This window comes from Actinomadura sp. NAK00032, from assembly GCF_013364275.1.
In the GTDB taxonomy this organism is placed as follows: domain Bacteria; phylum Actinomycetota; class Actinomycetes; order Streptosporangiales; family Streptosporangiaceae; genus Spirillospora.
Map to the genome: position 1 here is coordinate 2493834 of NZ_CP054932.1, position 21519 is coordinate 2515352.

Consider the following 21519-nt stretch of genomic DNA (forward strand, 5'->3'; position numbering starts at 1 on the left):
CGGGCTCTTGCCGGTCACAGTGACTGCGGGGGCATGGGGACGGTCCGGTACGGCTCGATCCAGTCGCCTTCGCGCAGGTCGGGGAAGTCGATGGCGACCCGCATCTTGGAGTTGGGGCCCGAGCGCAGTGACTGCTCCAGCAGCCCCTGCGTGACCACGCTGCGGATGGTCGCTCCGTCGGCGATGACGGTCTTGTCGCGCAGGATGCGGGCGCGGTGCCCCGCCGCGAGCCCCTCGGCCGGGTTCGCCGACAGCACGTAGTCCCTGATCGGCAGGACGATGGTGCGGGTCACGGAACCGGTGGCCTCGATGTCGGTGACGCTGAGCGTGGACGTCCGCTCCTCCGTCGATTCCGGCGCGGGCACGGCGTAGGCGAGGACGGTGTCTCCGGCGCGCAGGTCGGGATGTCCGAGGTAGAGGGCCCCTTGCCCGCCCGCTGCCAGCTCGTTCAGCGGCTGCCCGGCGTCGTCGGTCAGGAGCAGAAGCCGTAGCGCGTCGGCGAGCGGGCGGCCGCCGCGCACGACCCGCACCCGGTCACCCGCCCGCAGACGTCCCTCGACCGCGTCGGCCAGCGCGCCCGGCCCCGCCAGTGGGTCGCCGGCCGTCCCGCGCACGGTCGCCCGCCCGAGGGGGAGTTCCCGCTCGGGCGGCACGGCCCAGCAGCCGACCGCGGGTTCGGCGCGGGTGTAGAACTCGAACTGGTCGTCCACGCGGACGTCGCCGTGCCCGGCCGCCACCGCCGACCGGCGGAACTGGCCGATCTCCGCCCGCGCCTCCAGCCGCGTCCCGATGACCTTCTCCCTGATCAGCGCCCCCGCGCGGAGGTCGTCGGCGATCAGGACCCCGGCCCGGAACTGGCGTGCCCGGACGCCCTGCGGCAGCTCGCCGCCCTGCCCCCGGCCCTGGGGCAGCTCGCCGAACCCCGGTGCCTCCCGGAAGCTCGACATCCTCATCCAGCAATGACGTCGCTCGCCCAGCCAGGCGGAGTGCTCACCCATGAGGGGTCCCCAATCGTCCCGGTGCCTCCGGAGATGCGGCAGCCTACCGCCGACGCGGGCGGCACGGTCAGGACGCCGGAGCGGCGCGCTTGCTGTACGACGTGATCGGGGCGGTCTCCACGCGCTCGACGCCGTCCAGCGCCCCGATCCGGCCGGCGAGGTAGGTGTAGAGGGCGTCCTCGTCGCGGCAGACGGCGATGGCCATGAGGTTGTGCGGCCCGGTGGTCGCGCCGACGAAGGCCGCTTCGGCGTCGCCGGCCAGGGCCCGGGCGGTGGCGGCGAGCCGGGACGGGACGACGGTCAGCCACAGCAGGCACTGGGCCGAGAAGCCGAGCAGCGCCGGGTCGACCTCGACGTCGAAGTGCAGCGTGCCGGACCGGCGCAGGGCCTCCAGCCGGCGGCGGACCGCCGACTCCGACCAGCCGAGGCGGCGCGCCAGGCTCGGGTGGGCGGCCCGGCCGTCGGCGGCCAGGGCGGGCAGCAGCCCCCGGTCGAGGTCGCCGAGGACGACCGGGCCGGTGCCGTCGGATGCGGGCGGCCGGAGCGCGGCGACCTGTTCTGCGGTGAGCGCCGATGTCCGGCCGAACCAGCGGCCGTCCATCAGATGGCGCAGCAGCCGGTCCGCCCGCACGTCGAGGATCCGCGGGTGCCGGGTCAGCGACGCGAGCGGGGCGGGCCGCCCGGCGGGCGCGCGCAGGATGCAGATGATCTCGGTGCCGCTCGACAGCACGGTCACCCACGCGGTGTCGGGCCGCCGCGCCAGCGACCCGGCCAGCGCGCCGGCGGCGGCGGGCGGCACGCGCAGGCGCACCAGCCATTCGGCGTGGCCGAGGCCGCGCGTGTCGACCACGGCGGTGACGCGGGCGGCGCCGGCGGCGCGCAGCCGGGCGAAGCGGCGGGCCAGCGTCCGGTCGGAGACGTCGAGCACGCCGGCGATCCTGCTGAAGGGGGCGCGCCCGTCGACGTGGAGCGCGTGCAGCAGCCGCAGGTCGACCGGGTCGAGGATGACCGAATCCACCCGATGATGGTACGTCGATGTCGGATCCCGGCGTCTGCGGCGCCCGTGGGGGACGGGACGGCGGTCGCGGGCGCAGCATCTGCGTATGGCAGACGACACGCACGACATCCGCGGCTTCCACCACGCCGGCATCGTGACCCGCGATCTGGACGCGCTGGAGCGCACCTACCTCTCCTTCGGGTTCACACTGAGCCCCCGTTCCCGGCACCTGCTGAACGAGCGTCCCGGCGAGCCGCCGGTGCCGGGATGCACGGCGAACCGGTGCGCGCTCTTCGGCGGGGCCTACATCGAACTGCTGGGCATCGTGGACGAGTCGGCGCCCGACCCCTGGCGCACCAAGGCGATGGTCGCCGACTACGAGGGGTTCCGGCTGCTGAACTTCGACACCGGCGACGCCGAGGCCACCGACCGGCGGCTGACCGCCGGCGGGCTGCGCACCTCCGGCGTCCTCGACCTCGAACGCGACGTCGACACCGAGGACGGGACCCGCACCATGCGGGCCCGCGCCCTGCACCTGGACCCGCGCACGACCCCGGAGGCGTACGTGGGGATCGCGCAGCACCTCACCCGCGAGTACGTCCACCAGCCGCGCCACCTGCGGCATCCCAACGGCGCGCGCGCCCTGGAGGCGGTGCTGATCGTGGTCGACGACGCCGAGGCCGGCGCGGTCACCGCCCGGTACGCCCGCATCCTGCGGGCCGAGCCCAGGACGCAGGGGCCGCGCACGGTGCTGGACCTGGCGGCCGGGCGGCTGGAGCTCGTCCGGGCCTCCCGCGCGGAGGAGGTGCTGCCCGGCGAGCCCGCCCCGGCCAGGTCCTACCTGGCCGCGATGACCGTCGCGGTGGACGACGTCGCCGCCGCGCGCGCGATCGTCGAGGCTGCGGGCACCGCGACCCGCGCCACCGCCGACGGCTTCACCGTGTCCGCCCGCGACGCCCACGGCGCCGCCCTGGTCTTCACCGCCCGATGATCGCCGAAACGGCCGCGGGCCGCGTCCGCGGCGTCCCCGCCGGCCCGGTCACCGCCTTCCGCGGCATCCCCTACGCCCTCGCCGACCGGTTCGCCGCACCCAGGCCGGTGCCGCCGCGGCCCGGCGTCCGGGACGCCGCCGCGCCCGGCCCGGCCGCACCGCAGCACCCGTCCCGCCTGGAACGCGTGATGGGCGCCTTCCAGACGCCGCAGGCCGAGCAGTGCCTGTACCTGAACGTGTGGGCGCCGCCGGGCGACGGTCACCCCGTCCTGGTCTTCCTGCACGGCGGCGGATACATGAGCGGCTCGGGATCGATCGGCTGGTACGACGGCGCCGAACTGGCGGCCCAGGGCGACGTCGTCGTGGTGACGCTCAACTACCGCCTCGGCGCGCTCGGCTTCCTCCGCCTGCCCGGAGTGAGCGAGGGGAACCTCGGGCTGCGCGACCAGCTCGCGGCGCTGCACTGGATCCGCGACAACATCGCCGCGTTCGGCGGCGACCCGGGCGACGTCACGGTGTCGGGCCAGTCCGCCGGCGCCCAGTCCATCCTGGCGCTGCTGTCCGGCGGGCGGGCCGGCGGGCTGTTCCGGCGCGCGATCCTGCAGAGCACCCCCGCGGGCATGCTCCCCGACGCGGCCGACGATGCCGAGCGCACCGGCCGCCTGCTGCTGGACGAACTGGGCATCGAGCCCGGCCAGGCCGGCCGGCTCGGCCGCGTGCCGGTCGCCGGGCTGCTGGCCGCCCAGGGCGCGGTCGCCCGCCGCACCGCCGTCCCGCTCAGCGCCGTCCCGCCGTTCCAGCTGGTCGCCGACGGCGACCTGGTCGCGGCCGACCCGGTGGCCGAGGTCGGCGCGCGCGCCGCCGGCGGCGTCGAGCTGCTGATGGGCACCACCCGCGACGAGGCGGCGGCGTTCCTCGCCCTCGACGACCAGGTCGCGGCGCTGAGCCAGGACGACCTCGCCCGCATCGCCACCGACTGGTTCGGCGACCCCGGCCGCGCCGCACCCGACGGGCGGACGGCCACGCGGATCGCCATCGACCTGGCCACCGAGCAGTTGTTCGGCGAACCGGCGCGGCGGCTGGCGCGGACGCTCGTCGAGCACGGGGCCACGCCCTGGCTGTACCGCTTCGACTGGCATCCGGTGGACAGCCCCTACGGCGCCTGCCACTGCATCGAGCTGTCGTTCACCCTCGGCACCGCGCAGGCCTGGCGGGACGCGCCCATGCTCGCCGGTGAGCGGCCCGCCGGCCTGGTCGACCGGGTGCGCCGCGCCTGGACCGGTTTCGTCCGCGACGGCGACCCCGGCGTGCCCGCCGGCACCGTCCACCGCTTCACCTGACCGGCCGCGGGGGCGTCAGCCGAGCTTCAGGTGGGCGATCACGGGGTCGTGGTCGGACGGGTAGATCCCGTCGCGCCGGTAGGGGGCGATCTCCGTCCAGACCGTGCGGCCGCCGCCGCGCGCCGCGGCGGTCGAGGATGGAGCCCCCGGGTGGGCGGTCCCGGGTTCAGCGGACCTTGCGGAAGAACGCCCGGACGTCCTCGATCAGCAGGTCGGGAGCCTCCATCGCGGCGAAGTGGCCGCCCCGGTCGAACTCCGACCAGTGGACGACGTTGTGCTCCCGCTCGGCGATGCGCCGGATGCCGCCGTCGCCGGGGAAGACCGCGACCCCGTGCGGGACGTCCGAGCGCTCCGTCGGCGCCCCCCATCGCGCCGCGCCCTCCTTGTAGAGCCGGGCGGACGAGGCGGCGGTGCCGGTGAGCCAGTAGACCGTCACGTCGGTGAGCAGCTGGTCGCGGTCGACCGCGTCCTCGGGGAGGTCGTGCGCGGGGTCGGTCCACTCCTTGAACTTCTCCGCGATCCAGGCGAGCTGGGCGGCGGGGGAGTCGTGCAGGCCGAACGCGACGGTCTGCGGCCGCGCGGCCTGGATGATCGCGTAGCTGGACGCGCCCTGGTCGGCGTACTGCCCGAGCCTGGCCTGCTCGGCCGCGGTGAGGCCCTGCGTCTCGGCCGGGTCGAACGTCGGGAAGCCGAGCGCGCCGTTGACGTGCACGCCGACAACGTGGTCGGGCGCGGCGCGGCCGAGTTCGGGGGAGATGACCGCGCCGCTGTCGCCGCCCTGCGCGCCGTAGCGCTCGTAGCCGAGGCGGCTCATCAGCTCGGCCCACGCGCGGGCGACCCGGTGCAGGTCCCAGCCGGTCTCGCGGGTGGGGCCGGAGAAGCCGAACCCGGGGATGGACGGCGCGACGACGTGGAAGGCGTCGGCGGGGTCGCCGCCGTGCGCGCGGGGATCGGTGAGCGGGCCGATGATCTTCATGAACTCGGCGACCGAGCCGGGCCAGCCGTGGGTGAGCACCAGCGGCAGCGCGTCCGGCTCGGGCGACCGCACGTGCAGGAAGTGGATGTTCTGGCCGTCGATCTCCGTGGTGAACTGCGGGAACTCGTTGAGCGCCGCCTCGTGCGCCCGCCACTCGTAGCCGGTGCGCCAGTACTCGGCCAGCCGCCGCACGTACGAGACCGGGATGCCGTACGACCAGCCGACGCCGGGCAGCTCGTCGGGCCAGCGGGTGCGCGCCAGCCGGTCGTTCAGGTCGTCCAGCGCGGACTGCGGGATGTCGATGCGGAACGGGCGGATCTCTGTAGTGGAGGTCATGAAGAACACGCTACGGGCGAGCTAGGACGGCTTCGGTCCTAGGTGTGCGGCATTCTGGGGAGCATGGTGGAGACATCGGCCCGGCTGCTCAGACTGCTCTCGCTCCTGCAGACCCATCGGGAGTGGTCGGGCACGGAACTGGCGGAACGGCTCGGCGTGACCGCGCGGACCGTCCGCCGCGACGTCGGGCGGCTGCGCGAACTCGGCTACGCGGTGGACGCGGTCGCGGGGGCGGCCGGGTACCGGCTGGGCGCCGGGTCCGACGTGCCGCCGCTGCTGCTGGACGACGAGGAGGCGGTCGCGGTCGCCGTGGGGCTGCGCACGGCCGCCGGCGGCACCGTCGCCGGCATCGAGGAGAGCTCGCTGCGGGCGCTGGCCAAGCTGGAGCGGCTGCTGCCGTCCCGGCTGCGGCACCGCGTCCGGGCGCTGCAGTCGATGACGGTGCCCATGGCCGCCGGCGCGCCGCCGGTCGACGCGGACACCCTGACCAGGATCGCGGCGGCCTGCCGCGACCGCGAGATCCTGCGCATCGACTACCGCGCCCATGACGGCGCCGGCAGCAGCCGCGCGGTGGAGCCGTACCGCCTGGTCGCCACCGGCCGCCGCTGGTACCTGGTCGCCTACGACACCGACCGCGCCGGCTGGCGGACGTTCCGCGTCGACCGGCTCGGCCTGCGCTCGCCGAACGGCCCGCGCTTCGTCCCCCGCGAGCCGCCCGCCGCCGACCTCGCGGAGTACGCCTCGCGCGCGATCTCCAACGCCCCGTACCGCTACCGGGGCCGCTTCACCGTCCACGCCCCCGCCGCGGCCGTGGCCGACCGCGTCCCGCCCACGGCGGGCACGGTCGAGGCCGTCGACGAGCGGACGTGCACGCTGCTCTGCGGCTCCAACTCACTCGACGAACTGGCCCTGTGGGTGGCGCTGATCGGCGCGCCCTTCACCGTCCACGAGCCTCCTGAGCTGGCCGAACACGTCCGCGCACTCGGTGCCCGCCTCATGGCCGCGGCACCGCCGCCCCGGTGAGCCACCGCCGCGCCGCGCCCGCCTCGCCCCCCCTGAGGATTTCCGCAGGGCGCGGGGTGCGGTGGCGCGGCGGGATCCGATGGTCTTCCCCATGGGGCCGGGAACGGCCCGGAAATAGCGTCGTCCGCGTGAAGATCAAGAAATCGGTGACGGTCCGGGTGGCGCGGTGGAGCGCGCGGCGGCCCTGGACGGCGATCGCGCTGTGGACCCTGTTCGTCGTGCTGTGCCTGGCGCTCGGCGGCGCCGCCGGCACCAACAAGATCAGTGACGCGGAGTCCGGGGTCGGGGAGTCGGGCCGGGCCGGGCGGATCGCGGAGTCCGGGCACTTCCCCGAGAAGCCCGAGGAGAGCGTCCTCATCACCCGGACCGAGGGCGGGAAACTGGACGCCCGGACGGCGAAGGCCGCCGCCGCGGACGTCGTCCGGCGGATGAAGGCGCTCCCCGAGGTCGAGTCGGTCGGACGCCCCGTCCGGTCGCCCGACCGTACGGCCGTGCTGGTGCCGGTCACCATGAAGGGCGACACCGAGACCGCCGACCGCCGAGTGGACCCGCTGCTCGCGCAGAGCGCGGCGGTGCAGCGGGCCAACCCCGGCCTGCGCGTCGAGCAGGTCGGGACGGGCTCGACGGCCAAGGGCCTCGGCGAGACGCTCGGCGAGGACTTCGAGCGGGCCGAGTTCATCAGCCTGCCGCTCACCCTGCTGATCATGCTGGTGGTGTTCGGCGCCGTGATCGCGGCCGGCGTGCCGGTGGCGCTGGCGCTGTCGTCGGTCGCCGCCGCGATGGGACTGTCGGCGCTGGTCTCGCACGTGCTGCCCGCGACGAGCGCGATCAGCAACGTGATCCTGCTGATGGGGATGGCGGTCGGCGTCGACTACTCGCTGTTCTACCTCAAGCGCGAGCGGGAGGAGCGGCGCCGGGGCAGGCCGGACGCGATCGAGATCGCGGCGGAGACGTCCGGGCACACGGTCGTCGTGTCGGGCATGACGGTGATCGTCGCGATGGCCGGGCTCTACCTGGCCGGCGAGGCGACGTTCTCGTCCCTCGCCACCGGCTCGATCATCGTCGTCGCGGTCGCGGTGCTCGCGTCCCTCACCGTGCTGCCCGCCCTGCTGGCCAAGCTCGGACGCTGGACGGACCGCCCGAGGATCCCCGTCCTGTGGCGCCTTACCCTCCGGCAAGGCGAGTCGCGGCTGTGGCCCGCGCTGCTGCGCCCCGCGCTCAACCATCCGGCGGTCACCCTGGCGGTCTCCATCGGGCTGCTCCTCCTGCTGGCCGCCCCCGCCCTGGACATGCGGCTCAAGCAGCCGGGCTCGGACGACCTGTCCCGCGACATCGCCGTCGTCCGGTCGATGGACCGGCTGACCCACGCGTTCCCCAGCGAGGGGACCGTCCACGAGGTCGCGGTGCGCGCCCCGGCCGACCGGTCGGAGGAGGTCGAGGCGGCCCTCACCGCCCTGGCCCGCCGCACCGCCGCCGACCCGCTCTTCGCGCACGACCGCCGTCCCGCCGTCAAGGCGTCGGCCGACCGCCGGGTGCACCTGGTCGGCATCGCCACCCCGCACACCCCCAACAGCGACGGCGCCCGCCGCTCACTGGAGACGCTCCGCGCCTGGGTGCCGCAGGCGGTCGGCGTCGTCCCGGGGGCGGAGTACGCCGTCACGGGCAAGGTCGCCGAGGGCGTCGACTTCACTGATCACCTGGAGAGGCGGCTGCCCCTGGTGGTGGGCTTCGTCCTGCTCCTCACCCTGGTGACGATGGGCCTCATCTTCCGCTCGCCCGCCATCGCGCTGTCGACCACCCTGCTCAACCTGCTGTCGGCGGGCGCGGCCTTCGGCGTGCTCGTGGCGGTCTTCCAGCACACCTGGGCGGAGGACCTGCTGGACTTCACGTCCTCCGGCGCGGTCGTCTCCTGGCTGCCGCTGTTCCTGTTCGTGATGCTGTTCGGGCTGTCGATGGACTACCACGTGTTCGTCGTGAGCCGGATCCGCGAGGCCGCCCGGAGCGGTCTGCCGACCCGGGACGCCGTCCGCGAGGGCATCACCCGCTCGGCCGGGGTCGTCACCAGCGCCGCGATCGTCATGGTCGCCGTCTTCTCGATCTTCGGCACGCTCAGCATGGTCGAGTTCAAGCAGCTCGGCGTCGGCCTGGCGGCCGCCATCCTGGTCGACGCGGTCGTCATCCGCATCTTCGTCCTGCCGGCCCTGATGGCGCTTCTGGGCTCCTGGAACTGGTGGCCGAACCGCCCGTCCCCGCGCCACCACCACTTCCCGCAGCCCGATGGTCGTCCCCACCTGCTCCACAGGCCCTGATCGGACGTGCGACGTACCTGACCCCACTGGCTCGGGTCAGGCACGTCGCAACGCCGGGGATGGGGCGCTCTGCCTAGCGGGTGGTGCAGACCCAGGCGATCCAGCGGCCGCCGCCCGCGTTGGATATGGCGTTGCGTTGGGCTGCGGCCTTGGTGGAGCCGTGGCCGCCCCAGTACTTGTTGGTTCTGGAGTTGTAGGCGACGGCGCCGCAGCCGTTGACGAAGGTCGTGAGGACCTTGCAGCCGGAGGTGGGGCACTCGTTCAATGCCCGCCTGCGGGCGGCCGACGCGGTGTCGTAGTCCCAGGCCTTGCCGACCGCGCCGTTTCGTCCCACGGCGATGGCACCGTAGTTGCGCTCAGGCGGTGAGTACGTGGGTTCTGGGGTGGTCGGCTCAGAGGTGGGAAGGGACGGGGGGCTGTAGGTGGGCGGCGTGGGGAGGCCCGAGTATGTGGGTCGCGAAGCCACCGAGGTCGTGCTCGGGGGGTCATCGTCGTCGGTCCAGAACCACACGGCCGCGCCGCCGCCGACCAGCAGCAGGAAGCCCGTGACGGCCACGATGACGACGATCATCGCGTTGCCGCTCTTCGGCGGCGGGGAGCCCGGCGGCCGCCAGCCGGGAGGACCGCCGGGTGGCGGCCCCCAGCCGGGAGGGCCGGGAGGACGGTGCGGCGGCTGGCCGCCAGGTGGCGGTGGAGGAGGTTGCACGGTGAAAGCCCCCGGTGTGCGTTGATATCCGGAAGATCATGGTGGATCCTCCATCGGACGGGCCGGTGGTCCGCGCGGTTCCCGGTTCGCCGGTATCGGCCGGCGGCGGAGTGCGGCACCGTTCGAATCCGCCACTTGTTCGAAAGAACCCTTAGGCGCGAGCGCGGCCCGCGCCCGCCTACCGGGTGGTGCAGACCCAGGCGATCCAGCGGCCGCCGCCCGCGTTGGATATCGCGTTGCGCTGGGCTGCGGCCTTGGTGGAGCCGTGGCCGCCCCAGTACTTGTTGGTTCTGGAGTTGTAGGCGACGGCGCCGCAGCCGTTGACGAAGGTCGTGAGGACCTTGCAGCCGGAGGTGGGGCACTCGTTCAGTGCCCGCCTGCGGGCGGCCGACGCGGTGTCGTAGTCCCAGGCCTTACCGACCGCGCCGTTTCGTCCCACGGCGATGGCACCGTAGTTCTGCTCAGGCGGGGAGTACGTGGGCTCGGAGGTGGTCGGGTCCGAGCTGGGGAGGGACGGGGGGCTGTACGTCGGCGGGCTGTAGGTGGGCGGCGTGGGAAGGCCCGAGTACGAAGGCCTCGATGCCACCGATGTCGTGCTCGGGGAGTCGTCGTCGCCGGACCAGGCCCACACGGCCGCGCCGCCGCCGACCAGCAGCAGGAAGCCCGTGACGGCCACGATGGCGACCACCATCCCGTTACCGCCCTTCGGCGGCCGAGGGCCGTTCGGGCCCCATCCCGGAGGACCGCCTGGCGGCGGCCCCCAGCCAGGGGGGCCGGGCGGACCGGGCGGAGGGCGGTGAGGCGGCTGGCCGCTATACGGCGGTTGTGGTGGTTGCACGGTGAAAGCCCCCGGAGTGCGTCGACATCCGGGAGATCATAGCGATTCCTCCATTCGGCGGCCATGGGCGGCGACAGAATTCAGTCCGGTGGGGAATGCTCGCCACTTTGTTCGAATAGATCGGATGTTCCTCAAGGGGGACCAGGTGCTCATGGATCTCATCCAGGTGGCCGACGGGGTTCACGTGGCTGAGTGATGTGTTGTGACGGCCGGGTCGGGCCGCTCCTTCTGGGGCGTGGACGGGCGGTGGCTCGCCGGCTCGGCGGTCGGGAGGGCGATGGCCGGGACGAGTGCGGCGGCCGTGATGCCCGTCGCCCACCAGAACGCGCCCTGGAAGGCGCTGGTGGCGCCTTGGGCGAGCAGGGACTGCAGGACGACGGCGACGATCGCGGTGCCGAAGGAGGCGCCGACCTGCTGGACGATCCGGGTGTTCATGGTGGCGTGCGGGATGCCCGCCGGCTCGACGTCCTGGTAGGCGACCGACATCGGCGGGATCAGCACCGCGCCGATCCCCAGGCCCCGGAGGAGGAGCACGGCTCCCAGCCACCACGGGCTCGTGGCCGGCCCCGCGAGTGCGAAGGGGGCGGTGGCGACGGCGGCGAGGAGGAAGCCGGCGATCGTCACGGCGCGGGCGCCGAAGCGGTCGACCAGGCCGCCGACCGCGAAGCGGGCGGCGAGGGCGCCGATGCCCTGCGGGATGAGCAGCAGCCCGGCCTGCAGGACGCTGTCGCCGCGCAGTTGCTGGTAGTAGAGCGGCAGCAGGAACATTCCGGCGTACATCGCCGCGCCGGCGGTGAAGAGGACGGCGGAGGCGCTGCCCAGCGAGCGCAGGCGCAGCAGGCGGATGTCGACGATCGGGCGGTGCTCGCCCGGGCGGGCCGCCCGGGCGATGAACGCCGCGAGCAGCGCGGCGCCCGCCAGGAGCGGCAGGAGAACGGCGGTGTGGGCGATCTCGCCGTCCTCGGACAGCCGCGAGAGGCCGAGCAGCACCCCCGCCAGGGAGGGGGCGAGCAGGAGGAGGCCGATCCAGTCCAGGCGGGCGCGTCCGGTGCCGGGCGCGGGATGGTCGGCGGGCAGGAACCGCCGGGCCAGCAGCAGTCCGGCGGCGATCAGCGGGACGTTGACCAGGAACAGCCAGCGCCAGCTCAGCCAGTTCAGGATCACGCCGCCGATCACCGGGCCGAGGATCGGGCCCAGCGCGATCGGCAGGCTGACGGCCGCCATCAGCCGGCTGCTGATGCGCCCGCCCGCGGCGCGCACGGCGAGCGTCTGCATCAGCGGGAAGATCAGCCCGGCGCCGAAGCCCTGCAGCGCGCGGAAGCCGATCAGCGACGTGTCGTTCCAGGAGGCCGCGCACAGCACCGAGGCGAGGACGAACAGCGTGAGCGCGGCCGTCCAGACCCGCTTGCCGCCCCAGCGCCGCTCGGCCCAGCCGGTCACCGGGATCGCGACGGCCATTGCGAGCAGGAAGCCGGTGGTGACCCACTGGATCGTGCCGGCGGTCGAGTGCAGCTCCACGGCCAGCGTGTGGATCGCGAGCGTCACCATCGTCGAGTCGAGGATCGCCGCGATCCCGCCGACGATCAGCGCGAGCAGCGCATGTCTGACCTGCGGTGACAGCGTCTTCTCTGGGGCCATGCCGTTCCCCTCGGGAGAATAAGAGTGGGTTTCCTCTCTTAGAAGAGTACGGCCGCCTCGATACGGAAGGCAAACCTTCCTTATAGTGAGGGTGTGACCGCATCACCCGAGGGGGCCCGCCGGCGGCGGCGCGGGGCCGAGCTTGAGGGCGCGCTGCTGGACGCCGCCTGGGACGAACTCGTCGAGGCCGGCTACGCGAAGCTGACCATGGAGTCCGTGGCCGCCCGCGCGGGCACCGGCATCGCCGTGCTGTACCGCCGCTGGGCCAACAAGGACCGGCTCGTCCTCGCCGCGCTCGAGCACTACCGGAACGGCCATCCGGTCGACGTCCCCGACACCGGCAGCCTGCGCGGCGACCTCCTCGCGGCGCTGACCGGCATGGGCGAGGCGCGCGCGGGTTTCTTCGCCATCGTCGCGGCCACCGCGTTCTCGGGGCTGCTGGCCGGTACCGGGCTCACCCCCGCCCAGGTCCGCGAGGAGATCCTGGGCGACAAGCGGACCGCGCGCATCCGGACCATCTACGAGCGCGCCCACGACCGCGGTGAGATCGATCTGGCCTGGCTGCCGCCGGCCGTGCTCGCCATGCCGTTCGACCTGGTGCGCCACGACCTGCTCATGGACTTCGAACCCGTGCGGGCCGGGCGCATCAAGTCGATCGTCGACGATCTGTTCCTGCCGCTCGTCCGCCGCTACGGGGAGGACGCGGCCGGCTGACCGGCGGTTGCGTGCGGGGTTCAGGCGTCGCGGCGGCGCAGGAGGGTGATCCCGCCGAACAGCGCCGCGGCCGTCCACGCGGCGATGATCAGCAGGGCGACCGCCGCCGGGTAGGGGCCCCCGCCGTTCATCAGGTGCCGGCCGGCGGTGCTCGGCAGCCCGTCGGCGACGTCCTTCATCAGCTCCGACGGCCCGTTCACCAGCGTGATCGGCAGCACGAGGACGAACAGGAACGCGGTCGTGATCGTCGCCGCGGTGCTGCGCAGCATCGCCGCGACGCCCAGGATGAACGCGCTCATCACCGCCAGGTACACGCCCGTCAGCAGCGCGTCGCGGACGGCGTCGCCGGCGTCCAGGCGCCCCCACTTCCCGAGCATCGGGTAGGCGACCGCCGTGCCGGTCAGCGAGAGGACCACGCCGGCGGGGAACATGACCGCCATCGCGACGATCGCCTTCGCCGACAGCAGCCGGGTGCGCGGCGGCACCCACTGGAGCGTCGCCCGGATGCTGCCCGTCGCGTACTCGCCGGTGATCATCAGGATGGCGAGGGCGAGGACGACGAACTGCACCATGTCCACCGAACTCGTGGCGGTCCCGCTCACCGACACCACGCCGGGCGGCTCCCCGCCCGCGGTCGGGTGGGTGTTGTTCGAGACCGTGCTCGTCGCCATGATCATCGACATCAGGGCCATCAGCAGCACCGCGCCGGCCAGGCCCCACCAGGTGGACCGGAGCGACCACAGCTTCGTCCACTCCGCCGCCAGTGCCCTCGGCATCCCGCCGCGCCTCATCGTCCCACCCCGTACTCCACGCTCGCCCCGGTCAGTTCCATGTACGCCTCTTCCAGCGACGCCTCGACGGCACGCAGCTCCAGCACCGGCACTCCCGCCTCGAAGGCGATGAGCCCGACCCGGTCCACCGGTACGCCCTTCACCTCGAGTTCGTTCTCGTCCACCCGCTGGACCGCGGCCCGGACGGCGGTGAGCCGCGCCGCCAGGTGGGCCGCGCCCGGCGTGCGCACCCGGACGGCGTTGCCGGGACCGCGCGCGATGACCTCGCCCATCGGGGCGTCCGCGAGCAGCCGGCCGCGGCCGATCACCACCAGGCGGTCGGCGGTGAGCTGCATCTCGCTCATCAGGTGGGACGACACGAACACCGTGCGCCCCTCCGCCGCCAGGCCGCGCATCAGCTCCCGCACCCACAGCACCCCGTCCGGGTCGAGGCCGTTCACCGGCTCGTCGAACATCAGCACCGGCGGGTCGCCGAGCAGCGCGCCCGCGATGCCGAGCCGCTGCCGCATGCCGAGCGAGAACGAGCCGACCCGCTTGCCCCCCACGGACTCCAGCCCGACCAGGCCGAGGACCTCCTCGACCCGCGACCGGTCGATGCCGTTGCTGCGGGCCATGGCGAGCAGGTGCGCCCGCGCGGGCCGGCCCGGATGGACGAAGCCCGCGTCCAGCAGCGCCCCGACCTCGCGCAGCGGGCGCGGCAGGCCCGTGTACCGGCGCCCGCCGACCAGCGCCTCGCCCGCACTGGGCCGGTCCAGCCCGACGATCATCCGCATCGTCGTCGATTTGCCCGCGCCGTTCGGGCCGAGGAACCCGGTGACCTTTCCGGCCGCCACCTCGAGTGTCAGCCCGTCCACCGCCGTCTTGTCCCCGTACCGCTTCGTCAGGCCCCGCAACGTGATCAAAGGGTCTCCCACCCGGATCGTCGGTCATTGCGGGTTCGAACCTAGGAATCGGCAGGTCGCCGCCGCACCGCCCGAACGCCACCCGCCGCCCCTGTCTTTCGGCAGGGGCCGTGCTCCGGTGGGGGGTGTGGCCCGGCAGGGGCGCTCAGTGGGGGAGGCGGCCGGTGAGGCGGGTGGTCAGGGTCTCGGCCGTCCTGCGGACGGGCGCGGCGAGGCGCGGCCAGGTCTCCACGGGGTGCGCGTCGCGGCGGAACGTGACGGTGATCGCGGCGGTGGGGTGGCCGGTGTGGTCGAAGGCGCAGGCCGCGATGCTGGCGAAGCCCTCGGTGACGTGGCCGTCCTCGACCGACCAGCCCCGGCGGGCGTCCTCGGCGAGGGTGCGGCGCAGCTCGCGCAGGGACGCGGGGCCCTTGCCCGTCCGGTCGACGAAGCGGCCGGGGAACAGGGCCCGCACCTGAGCCGGCGGCAGGTGTGCGAGCAGCGACAGGCCGCTCGCCGTCAGGTGGGCGGGCATGCGGACGCCCACGTCGGTGACGAGGGTGGCGTGCCGGGGCGGCTGCTCCTTCAGCAGGTAGAGCGTCTCGGCGCCGTGCAGGACGCCCAGCTGCGCGATCTCGCCGACCTGGTCGACGAGGCGGCGCAGCAGCGGGCGGGCCAGCCGCTCCAGCGGCTCGTGCCGCAGGTACGCGGAGCCGATCTCGAACGCCGCGACGCCGAGCCCCCAGCGGCGCTCCTCCGGGACGTAGGCGACGAAGCCGTCCGCCGCCATCGCCGTGAGCAGGTGGTAGGTGCTGGAGCGGGGCAGCTCCAGGGCGCGGGCGATGGACGAGGCGGGCAGCGGCCCGGGCGCGGCGGCCAGCAGGCGCAGCACCGCCAGGGCGCGGCGGGCGGCGGGGACCTGCGACATGGCCGCATTGTCTCGTATCTGAGACACAAGGCGCCGCCCGGGGGTGGGGCGGGCGCCGCTGGGCGGGTCCAATGGTGGGTATGGGTGTTCCTATGGTTGAGGTCGGGCCGGAGGCGCTGACGTTCGCGCAGGTCGCCGCCGTCGCGCGGGACGGCGCCGAGGTGGCGCTGACCGACGGCGCGCTGAAGCTGATCGGCGAGGCGCGGGCCCACATCGAGGAGCTGTCGGCGCGCCCGACACCGGTCTACGGGGTGTCGACGGGGTTCGGCGCGCTCGCGACGCGGCACATCGCCCCGGAGCTGCGCGACCAGTTGCAGCTCAACATCGTCCGGTCGCACGCGGCCGGGTCGGGGCCGGAGGTCGAGCGGGAGGTCGTCCGGGCGCTGATGCTGCTCCGGCTGCGGACGCTCGCCACCGGGCGCACCGGCGTGCAGCCGACCACGGCGCGCACGCTCGCCGCGCTGCTGAACGCCGGCATCACCCCGCAGGTCTTCGAGTACGGGAGCCTCGGCTGCTCCGGCGACCTCGCCCCGCTGGCGCACGTCGCCCTCGCGCTGATCGGCGAGGGGTCGGTCCGGGACGCCGGCGGCGACCTGAAGCCGGCGGCGGAGGCGCTCGCCGCGGCCGGGATCGCGCCCGTCAGGCTCGCCGCCAAGGAAGGGCTCGCCCTGCTGAACGGGACGGACGGCATGCTCGGCATGCTCGCCCTCGCCATCGGCGACCTGCACCGGCTCCTCACGGCGGCCGACGTCGCCGCCGCGATGACCGTCGAGGCGCTGCTCGGCACCGACCGGGTCTTCGCCGCCGACCTGCAGGCGCTGCGGCCGCATCCGGGGCAGGCCGCGTCCGCCGCCAACCTGCGGCTGATGCTCGCCGCGTCCGAGATCATGGAGTCGCACCGCGGGCCCGACTGCACCCGCGTCCAGGACGCCTACTCGCTGCGCTGCGCGCCGCAGGTGAACGGCGCCGCCCGCGACACCCTCCAGCACGCCGAGCTGGTGGCGGGACGGGAGCTGGCGTCCGCCATCGACAACCCGGTGGTGCTGCCGGACGGGCGGGTCGAGTCCAACGGCAACTTCCACGGCGCGCCGATCGCGTACGTGCTGGACTTCCTCGCCGTGCCGGTCGCCGACGTCGCGTCCATGTCGGAGCGGCGCACCGACCGGATGCTCGACAAGAGCCGCTCGTACGGGCTGCCCGCCTTCCTCGCCGACGACCCCGGCGTCGACTCCGGGCACATGATCGCCCAGTACACGCAGGCCGGGATCGTCTCGGAGCTGAAGCGGCTCGCCGCCCCCGCGAGCGCCGACTCGATCCCGAGCTCGGCCATGCAGGAGGACCACGTCTCGATGGGCTGGAACGCGGCCCGCAAGCTGCGCAGGGCCGTGGACGGGCTGGCCCAGGTCGTCGCCGTGGAGATCCTCACCGCCGCGCGGGCGCTGGACCTGCGCACCCCGCTGCGCCCCGGCCCCGCGACCGGCGCCGTCGTCGCCCGGCTCCGCGAGGCCGTCCCGCCGCCCGGCCCCGACCGCTACCTCGCCCCCGAGATCGCCGCCGCCACCGCGCTGGTGCGGGACGGCTCCCTCATCGCCGCCGCCGAAACCGTCACCGGCCCCCTGTCGTAAGCCGGCCCTGTCGTAAGCCCACGCTGTCGTAGCCAGGCCGCCCGCACCCGCCGTCACCGGCCCGTCGTCCCAAGGAGCCCGACATGTCTGGACCCCGTCCCGTTCGCGCGCCGCGCGGCACCGCGCTCACCGCCGCCAAGGGCTGGCCGCAGGAGGCCGCCCTCCGCATGATCCAGAACAACCTCGACCCGGAGGTCGCCGAGCACCCCGACGAGCTGGTCGTCTACGGCGGGTCCGGCAAGGCGGCCCGTAACTGGGACGCCTTCGACGGCATCGTCCGGTCGCTGGCGGACCTCGACGGGGACGAGACGCTGCTCGTCCAGTCCGGCAAGCCCGTCGGGATCTTCCGCACGCACGAGTGGGCGCCGCGCGTGCTGATCGCCAACTCCAACCTCGTCCCGCAGTGGGCGACCTGGGAGGAGTTCCGCCGGCTGGAGTCGCTCGGGCTGACGATGTTCGGCCAGATGACCGCCGGGTCGTGGATCTACATCGGGACGCAGGGCATCCTCCAGGGCACCTACGAGACGTTCGCGGCCGTCGCGGCGAAGCGGTTCGGCGGCACCCTCGCCGGGACGGTCACGCTGACCGCCGGGCTCGGTGGGATGGGCGGCGCGCAGCCCCTCGCCGTCACGATGAACGGCGGCGTCGCGATCTGCGTCGAGTGCGATCCGTCGCGCATCGAGCGGCGCGTCGCGCACCGGTACTGCGACGTCCGCGCCGGCTCGCTGGACGAGGCGCTGCGCCTCGCCGAGGAGGCGCGGGCCGCGCGGCGCCCGCTGTCGATCGCCGTGCTCGGCAACGCCGCCGAGGTCGTCCCCGAGCTGCTGCGGCGCGGCGCCCCGATCGACATCGTCACCGACCAGACCAGCGCGCACGACCCGCTGATGTACCTGCCGCGCGGCGTCGCGTTCGAGGACATGGCCGGCGAGCGCGGCAAGGACCGCGACGGCTTCATCGCCAGGGCCCGCGCGTCGATGGCCGCGCACGTCGAGGCGATGGTCGGCTTCCAGGACGCGGGCGCCGAGGTGTTCGACTACGGCAACTCGATCCGCGGCGAGGCGCAGCTCGCCGGGTACGCGCGGGCGTTCGAGTTCCCCGGCTTCGTCCCCGCCTACATCAGGCCGCTGTTCTGCGAGGGCAAGGGGCCGTTCCGCTGGGCGGCGCTGTCGGGCGACCCGAAGGACATCGCCCGCACCGACAGGGCGATCCTCGACCTGTTCCCCGACAACGAGCCGCTGACCCGCTGGATGCGGATGGCGGGGGAGAAGGTGCACTTCCAGGGCCTGCCGTCCCGGATCTGCTGGCTCGGCTACGGCGAGCGCGACAGGGCCGGCGAGGCGTTCAACGACCTGGTCGCGCGCGGCGAGATCAGCGCGCCGATCGTGCTCGGCCGCGACCACCTCGACTGCGGCTCGGTCGCCAGCCCGTACCGGGAGACCGAGGGCATGAAGGACGGCTCCGACGCGATCGCCGACTGGCCGCTGCTGAACGCGATGCTCAACACCGCGTCCGGCGCGACCTGGGTGTCCATCCACCACGGCGGCGGCGTCGGGATCGGCCGCTCCGTGCACGCGGGCCAGGTCTGCGTCGCCGACGGGACGGCCCTCGCCGGCGAGAAGCTCCGGCGCGTCCTCACCAACGACCCGGGAACGGGCGTCATGCGGCACGTCGACGCGGGGTACGAGCGGGCAGCCGACGTCGCCGGGGAGCGCGGCGTCAGGATTCCGATGCTGGGATGAGCGGGGCGGGCATGGGTTTCGAGGAGATGTGGGCGGCGCTGCTGCCGGTCGGGCGGGACGAGGCGACCGGCGGCTACCACCGGTTCGCGTGGACGCCGCCCGAGCTGGAGTGCCGCGCCTGGTTCCTGGACGAGGCGCGCCGCCGCGGCCTGGACGTGGAGCACGACGCCAACGGCAACATGTTCGCCTGGTGGCTCCCGGACGACGGCACCCGGCACGGCGCCGTCCTGACCGGCAGCCACCTCGACTCGGTGCCGGGCGGGGGAGCGTTCGACGGTCCGCTCGGCATCGTGTCCGCGTTCGCGGCCGTCGACGAGCTGCGGAGGCGGGGCGCCACGCCCGCGAAGCCCATCGGGATCGCGGCGTTCGCCGAGGAGGAGGGCGCCCGGTTCGGTGTGGCCTGCCTTGGGTCGCGCCTGCTCTCCGGGGCGATCGACCCGGCGCGGGCGCGCGCGCTGACCGACGGTGACGGGCACACCTTCGCGGAGGTCATGCACAACGCCGGTCTCGACCCCGACGCGATCGGCCCCGACGACGACCTCCTCGGACGCGTCGGCTGCTACGTCGAACTCCACGTCGAGCAGGGCAGGGCCCTGGACGAACCGGTCGGAATCGCCAGCGCGATCGTCCCGCACGGCCGGTGGCGGTTCGACTTCACCGGCGAGGGCGACCACGCCGGGACGACCCTCCTGGCCGACCGCCGCGACCCGATGCTGCCGTTCGCGCGCATGGTCATCGCCGCCCGCGAGGCCGCCGAGCGCAACGGCACCGTCGCGACGGTCGGGAAGGTCGGCGTCGTGCCCGGCGGGGTCAACGCGATCGCCTCGTCCGTCACCGCCTGGCTGGACGCGCGCGGCCCCGAGGAGGAGCGGGTCCGGCGCACCGTGCGGGAGATCGACGAGGCCGCCCGCGTCGCCGCCCGCCCGCACCGGGTGAGCGTCGACCTGGCCGAGGAGTCCTACACCGAGATCGTCGACTTCGACCGCGCCCTGCGCGACCGGGTCGGCGCGGCGCTCGGCGGCGCGCCCGTCCTGCCGACCGGGGCGGGCCACGACGCCGGCGTGCTGTCCGCGCGGGTGCCCGCCGCGATGCTGTTCGTCCGGAACCCGACCGGGGTCTCGCACGCGCCCGCCGAGTTCGCCGAGCCCGCGGACTGCCTGGCGGGTGTGGAGGCCCTTACCGCGGTACTGGACGACCTGGCGGGCGGGTAAGGGTCCCACTATGCAGTGGCATGCCCAGTACGCCTGGCTTGGCGACGGCGTGGCGGCCGACGTGCTGATCGAGGCCGACGGAGAGCGGATCACGGGCGTCGCGCCGGGCGTCCGGTCCGCCCCGTACGCCCAGCGGCTCCCCGGCCTCACGCTCCCCGGCCTCGCCGACGCCCACTCCCACGCCTTCCACCGCGCCCTCCGCTCCCGCGTCCAGGCCCATTCCGGCACCTTCTGGACGTGGCGGGAGCAGATGTACCAGGTCGCCGACCGGCTCGACCCCGAGTCGTACCGCGCCCTCGCCACCGCCGTCTTCGCCGAGATGGCCCTCGCCGGGATCAGCTGCGTCGGCGAGTTCCACTACCTGCACCACCGGCCCGGCGGCGCCCCCTACGCCGACCCCAACGCGATGGGCCAGGCGCTCATCGCCGCCGCCGCCGACGCCGGCATCCGGATCACCCTCCTCGACGCCTGCTACCTCACCGGCGGCATCGGCCGCCCCCTCGCCGGCCCGCAGCTGCGCTTCGGCGACGGCAGCGCCGGCAACTGGGCGCGGCGCGTCGACAGCCTCTACGAGCAGACCGACAAGGCGGGGCGGCTGCACGCCCGCGTCGGCGCCGCGATCCACTCGGTCCGGGCGGTGCCCCGCGAGCAGCTCCGCGCGGTCGCGTCCTGGGCGAAGGAGCACCGGGCGCCGCTGCACGTGCACCTGTCCGAGCAGCCCGCCGAGAACGAGGCGTGCCTGGACGCCTACGGCATGACCCCGGCCCGGCTGCTCGCCGAGGCGGGCGCGCTCGGCGCGCTCACCACCGCCGTCCACGCCACGCACCTCACCGACGAGGACATCGGCCTCCTCGGGACGACGATGACCGGCGTCTGCATGTGCCCGACCACCGAACGCGACCTCGCCGACGGCATCGGCCCCGCCCGCGCGCTGGCCGGCGCGGGCTCGCCGATCTGCCTCGGCTCCGACCAGCACGCCGTCATCGACCTGTTCGAGGAGGCCCGCGCCGTCGAGCTGGACGAGCGGCTGCGCACCCGCGCCCGCGGCCACTGGACGGCCGGCGAACTGCTCGCCGCCGCCACGTCCAACGGCCACTACGGGCTCGGCTGGCCCGAGGCGGGCCGGCTGGAACCGGGCGCGTACGCCGACCTGGTCACCGTCGACCTCGACTCCGTCCGCACCGCCGGCGCCGCCCCGGGCCACGCCGCCGAGGCCGCCGTCTTCGCCGCCACCGCCGCCGACGTCCGGCACGTCGTCGTCTCCGGCCGGCCCATCGTCCACGACGGCCGCCACCTCCTCGTCGACGACGTCCCCGCCGCCCTCACCGAGGCCATCACCGACGTCACCAGGCCCGGCTGACGGGCCGCCAGGGGCGGTCCGAAGTGGTGACACTGAGGAGACCTCAGGGATAGGGGGCGGCCGGGCGGGGCCATGCGATCATGCGGTGGACGATCTTGAAGGCCGCAGCCGCACGCGT

The 21519-nt window shown here is 74.4% G+C and carries 18 protein-coding genes; 9 read left to right on the forward strand and 9 right to left on the reverse strand.

Annotated features, from left to right (window positions below; translation table 11 throughout):
• Nucleotides 1-14 precede the first annotated feature (14 nt).
• Nucleotides 15-953 (reverse strand): hypothetical protein, encoded by a 939-nt coding sequence (locus HUT06_RS11670; protein ID WP_176195743.1) that lies wholly within the window; start codon nucleotides 951-953, stop codon nucleotides 15-17.
• A 112-nt stretch (nucleotides 954-1065) separates the two neighbouring features.
• Entirely contained in the window at nucleotides 1066-2016 is a 951-nt protein-coding gene (locus HUT06_RS11675; protein ID WP_176195744.1) for an AsnC family transcriptional regulator, read from the reverse strand.
• An 85-nt stretch (nucleotides 2017-2101) separates the two neighbouring features.
• Here HUT06_RS11675 and HUT06_RS11680 point away from each other — a divergent pair, with 85 nt between their 5' ends.
• Both HUT06_RS11680 and HUT06_RS11685 read left to right on the forward strand, forming a co-directional pair.
• Nucleotides 2102-2986, forward strand: coding sequence for a VOC family protein (locus HUT06_RS11680; protein WP_176195745.1), 885 nt, complete (start codon nucleotides 2102-2104; stop codon nucleotides 2984-2986).
• Entirely contained in the window at nucleotides 2983-4326 is a 1344-nt protein-coding gene (locus HUT06_RS11685) for a carboxylesterase family protein (RefSeq protein WP_176195746.1), read from the forward strand. Before HUT06_RS11680 ends, HUT06_RS11685 begins: the two co-directional genes overlap by 4 nt.
• 166 nt (nucleotides 4327-4492) lie before the next feature.
• Here HUT06_RS11685 and HUT06_RS11690 read toward each other — a convergent pair whose 3' ends face one another.
• Complete coding sequence (locus HUT06_RS11690) at nucleotides 4493-5638, reverse strand: epoxide hydrolase family protein (protein ID WP_176195747.1); 1146 nt, start codon at nucleotides 5636-5638, stop codon at nucleotides 4493-4495.
• Between the two features lie 63 nt (nucleotides 5639-5701).
• Here HUT06_RS11690 and HUT06_RS11695 point away from each other — a divergent pair, with 63 nt between their 5' ends.
• Entirely contained in the window at nucleotides 5702-6661 is a 960-nt protein-coding gene (locus tag HUT06_RS11695; protein WP_176195748.1) for a YafY family protein, read from the forward strand.
• A 128-nt stretch (nucleotides 6662-6789) separates the two neighbouring features.
• Nucleotides 6790-8970, forward strand: coding sequence for an MMPL family transporter (locus tag HUT06_RS11700; RefSeq protein WP_254715123.1), 2181 nt, complete (start codon nucleotides 6790-6792; stop codon nucleotides 8968-8970).
• A 73-nt stretch (nucleotides 8971-9043) separates the two neighbouring features.
• Here the strand turns inward: HUT06_RS11700 and HUT06_RS11705 are convergent, their stop codons facing one another.
• The 3 genes from HUT06_RS11705 to HUT06_RS11715 form a co-directional block, all read right to left on the reverse strand.
• The gene (locus HUT06_RS11705) at nucleotides 9044-9541 is read right to left on the reverse strand and encodes a DUF4189 domain-containing protein (protein ID WP_176195749.1); all 498 of its coding nucleotides are present in this window, start codon (nucleotides 9539-9541) and stop codon (nucleotides 9044-9046) included.
• A gap of 313 nt (nucleotides 9542-9854) precedes the next feature.
• Nucleotides 9855-10367 carry a DUF4189 domain-containing protein gene (locus HUT06_RS11710; protein WP_176195750.1) on the reverse strand — a complete coding sequence of 171 codons (513 nt, stop codon included), beginning with the start codon at nucleotides 10365-10367 and terminating at the stop codon, nucleotides 9855-9857.
• Between the two features lie 327 nt (nucleotides 10368-10694).
• Nucleotides 10695-12152 (reverse strand): MDR family MFS transporter, encoded by a 1458-nt coding sequence (locus HUT06_RS11715; RefSeq protein ID WP_176195751.1) that lies wholly within the window; start codon nucleotides 12150-12152, stop codon nucleotides 10695-10697.
• Between the two features lie 93 nt (nucleotides 12153-12245).
• On the opposite strand from HUT06_RS11715, the gene HUT06_RS11720 reads away from it, so the two are divergent.
• Nucleotides 12246-12866 (forward strand): TetR/AcrR family transcriptional regulator, encoded by a 621-nt coding sequence (locus tag HUT06_RS11720; protein WP_176195752.1) that lies wholly within the window; start codon nucleotides 12246-12248, stop codon nucleotides 12864-12866.
• A gap of 20 nt (nucleotides 12867-12886) precedes the next feature.
• Here the strand turns inward: HUT06_RS11720 and HUT06_RS11725 are convergent, their stop codons facing one another.
• The 3 genes from HUT06_RS11725 to HUT06_RS11735 form a co-directional block, all read right to left on the reverse strand.
• On the reverse strand, nucleotides 12887-13642 hold the full coding sequence (locus tag HUT06_RS11725) for an ABC transporter permease subunit (RefSeq protein WP_176195753.1): 756 nt from the start codon (nucleotides 13640-13642) through the stop codon (nucleotides 12887-12889).
• An 11-nt stretch (nucleotides 13643-13653) separates the two neighbouring features.
• Nucleotides 13654-14559 (reverse strand): ATP-binding cassette domain-containing protein, encoded by a 906-nt coding sequence (locus tag HUT06_RS11730; protein ID WP_176195754.1) that lies wholly within the window; start codon nucleotides 14557-14559, stop codon nucleotides 13654-13656.
• A gap of 145 nt (nucleotides 14560-14704) precedes the next feature.
• The gene (locus HUT06_RS11735; protein WP_176195755.1) at nucleotides 14705-15466 is read right to left on the reverse strand and encodes an IclR family transcriptional regulator; all 762 of its coding nucleotides are present in this window, start codon (nucleotides 15464-15466) and stop codon (nucleotides 14705-14707) included.
• Between the two features lie 80 nt (nucleotides 15467-15546).
• On the opposite strand from HUT06_RS11735, the gene hutH reads away from it, so the two are divergent.
• The 4 genes from hutH (at nucleotide 15547) to HUT06_RS11755 (ending at nucleotide 21401) form a co-directional block, all read left to right on the forward strand.
• The gene (gene hutH, locus HUT06_RS11740) at nucleotides 15547-17091 is read left to right on the forward strand and encodes a histidine ammonia-lyase (RefSeq protein ID WP_176195756.1); all 1545 of its coding nucleotides are present in this window, start codon (nucleotides 15547-15549) and stop codon (nucleotides 17089-17091) included.
• 83 nt (nucleotides 17092-17174) lie between these two features.
• A complete protein-coding gene (gene hutU, locus HUT06_RS11745) occupies nucleotides 17175-18830 on the forward strand; it encodes a urocanate hydratase (RefSeq protein ID WP_176195757.1) in 1656 nt (551 codons plus the stop codon).
• 11 nt (nucleotides 18831-18841) lie between these two features.
• Nucleotides 18842-20041, forward strand: a complete 1200-nt coding sequence (locus HUT06_RS11750) for an allantoate amidohydrolase (RefSeq protein ID WP_176201303.1) — start codon at nucleotides 18842-18844, stop codon at nucleotides 20039-20041.
• A gap of 10 nt (nucleotides 20042-20051) precedes the next feature.
• On the forward strand, nucleotides 20052-21401 hold the full coding sequence (locus HUT06_RS11755) for a formimidoylglutamate deiminase (RefSeq protein ID WP_176195758.1): 1350 nt from the start codon (nucleotides 20052-20054) through the stop codon (nucleotides 21399-21401).
• Nucleotides 21402-21519: the final 118 nt, after the last annotated feature.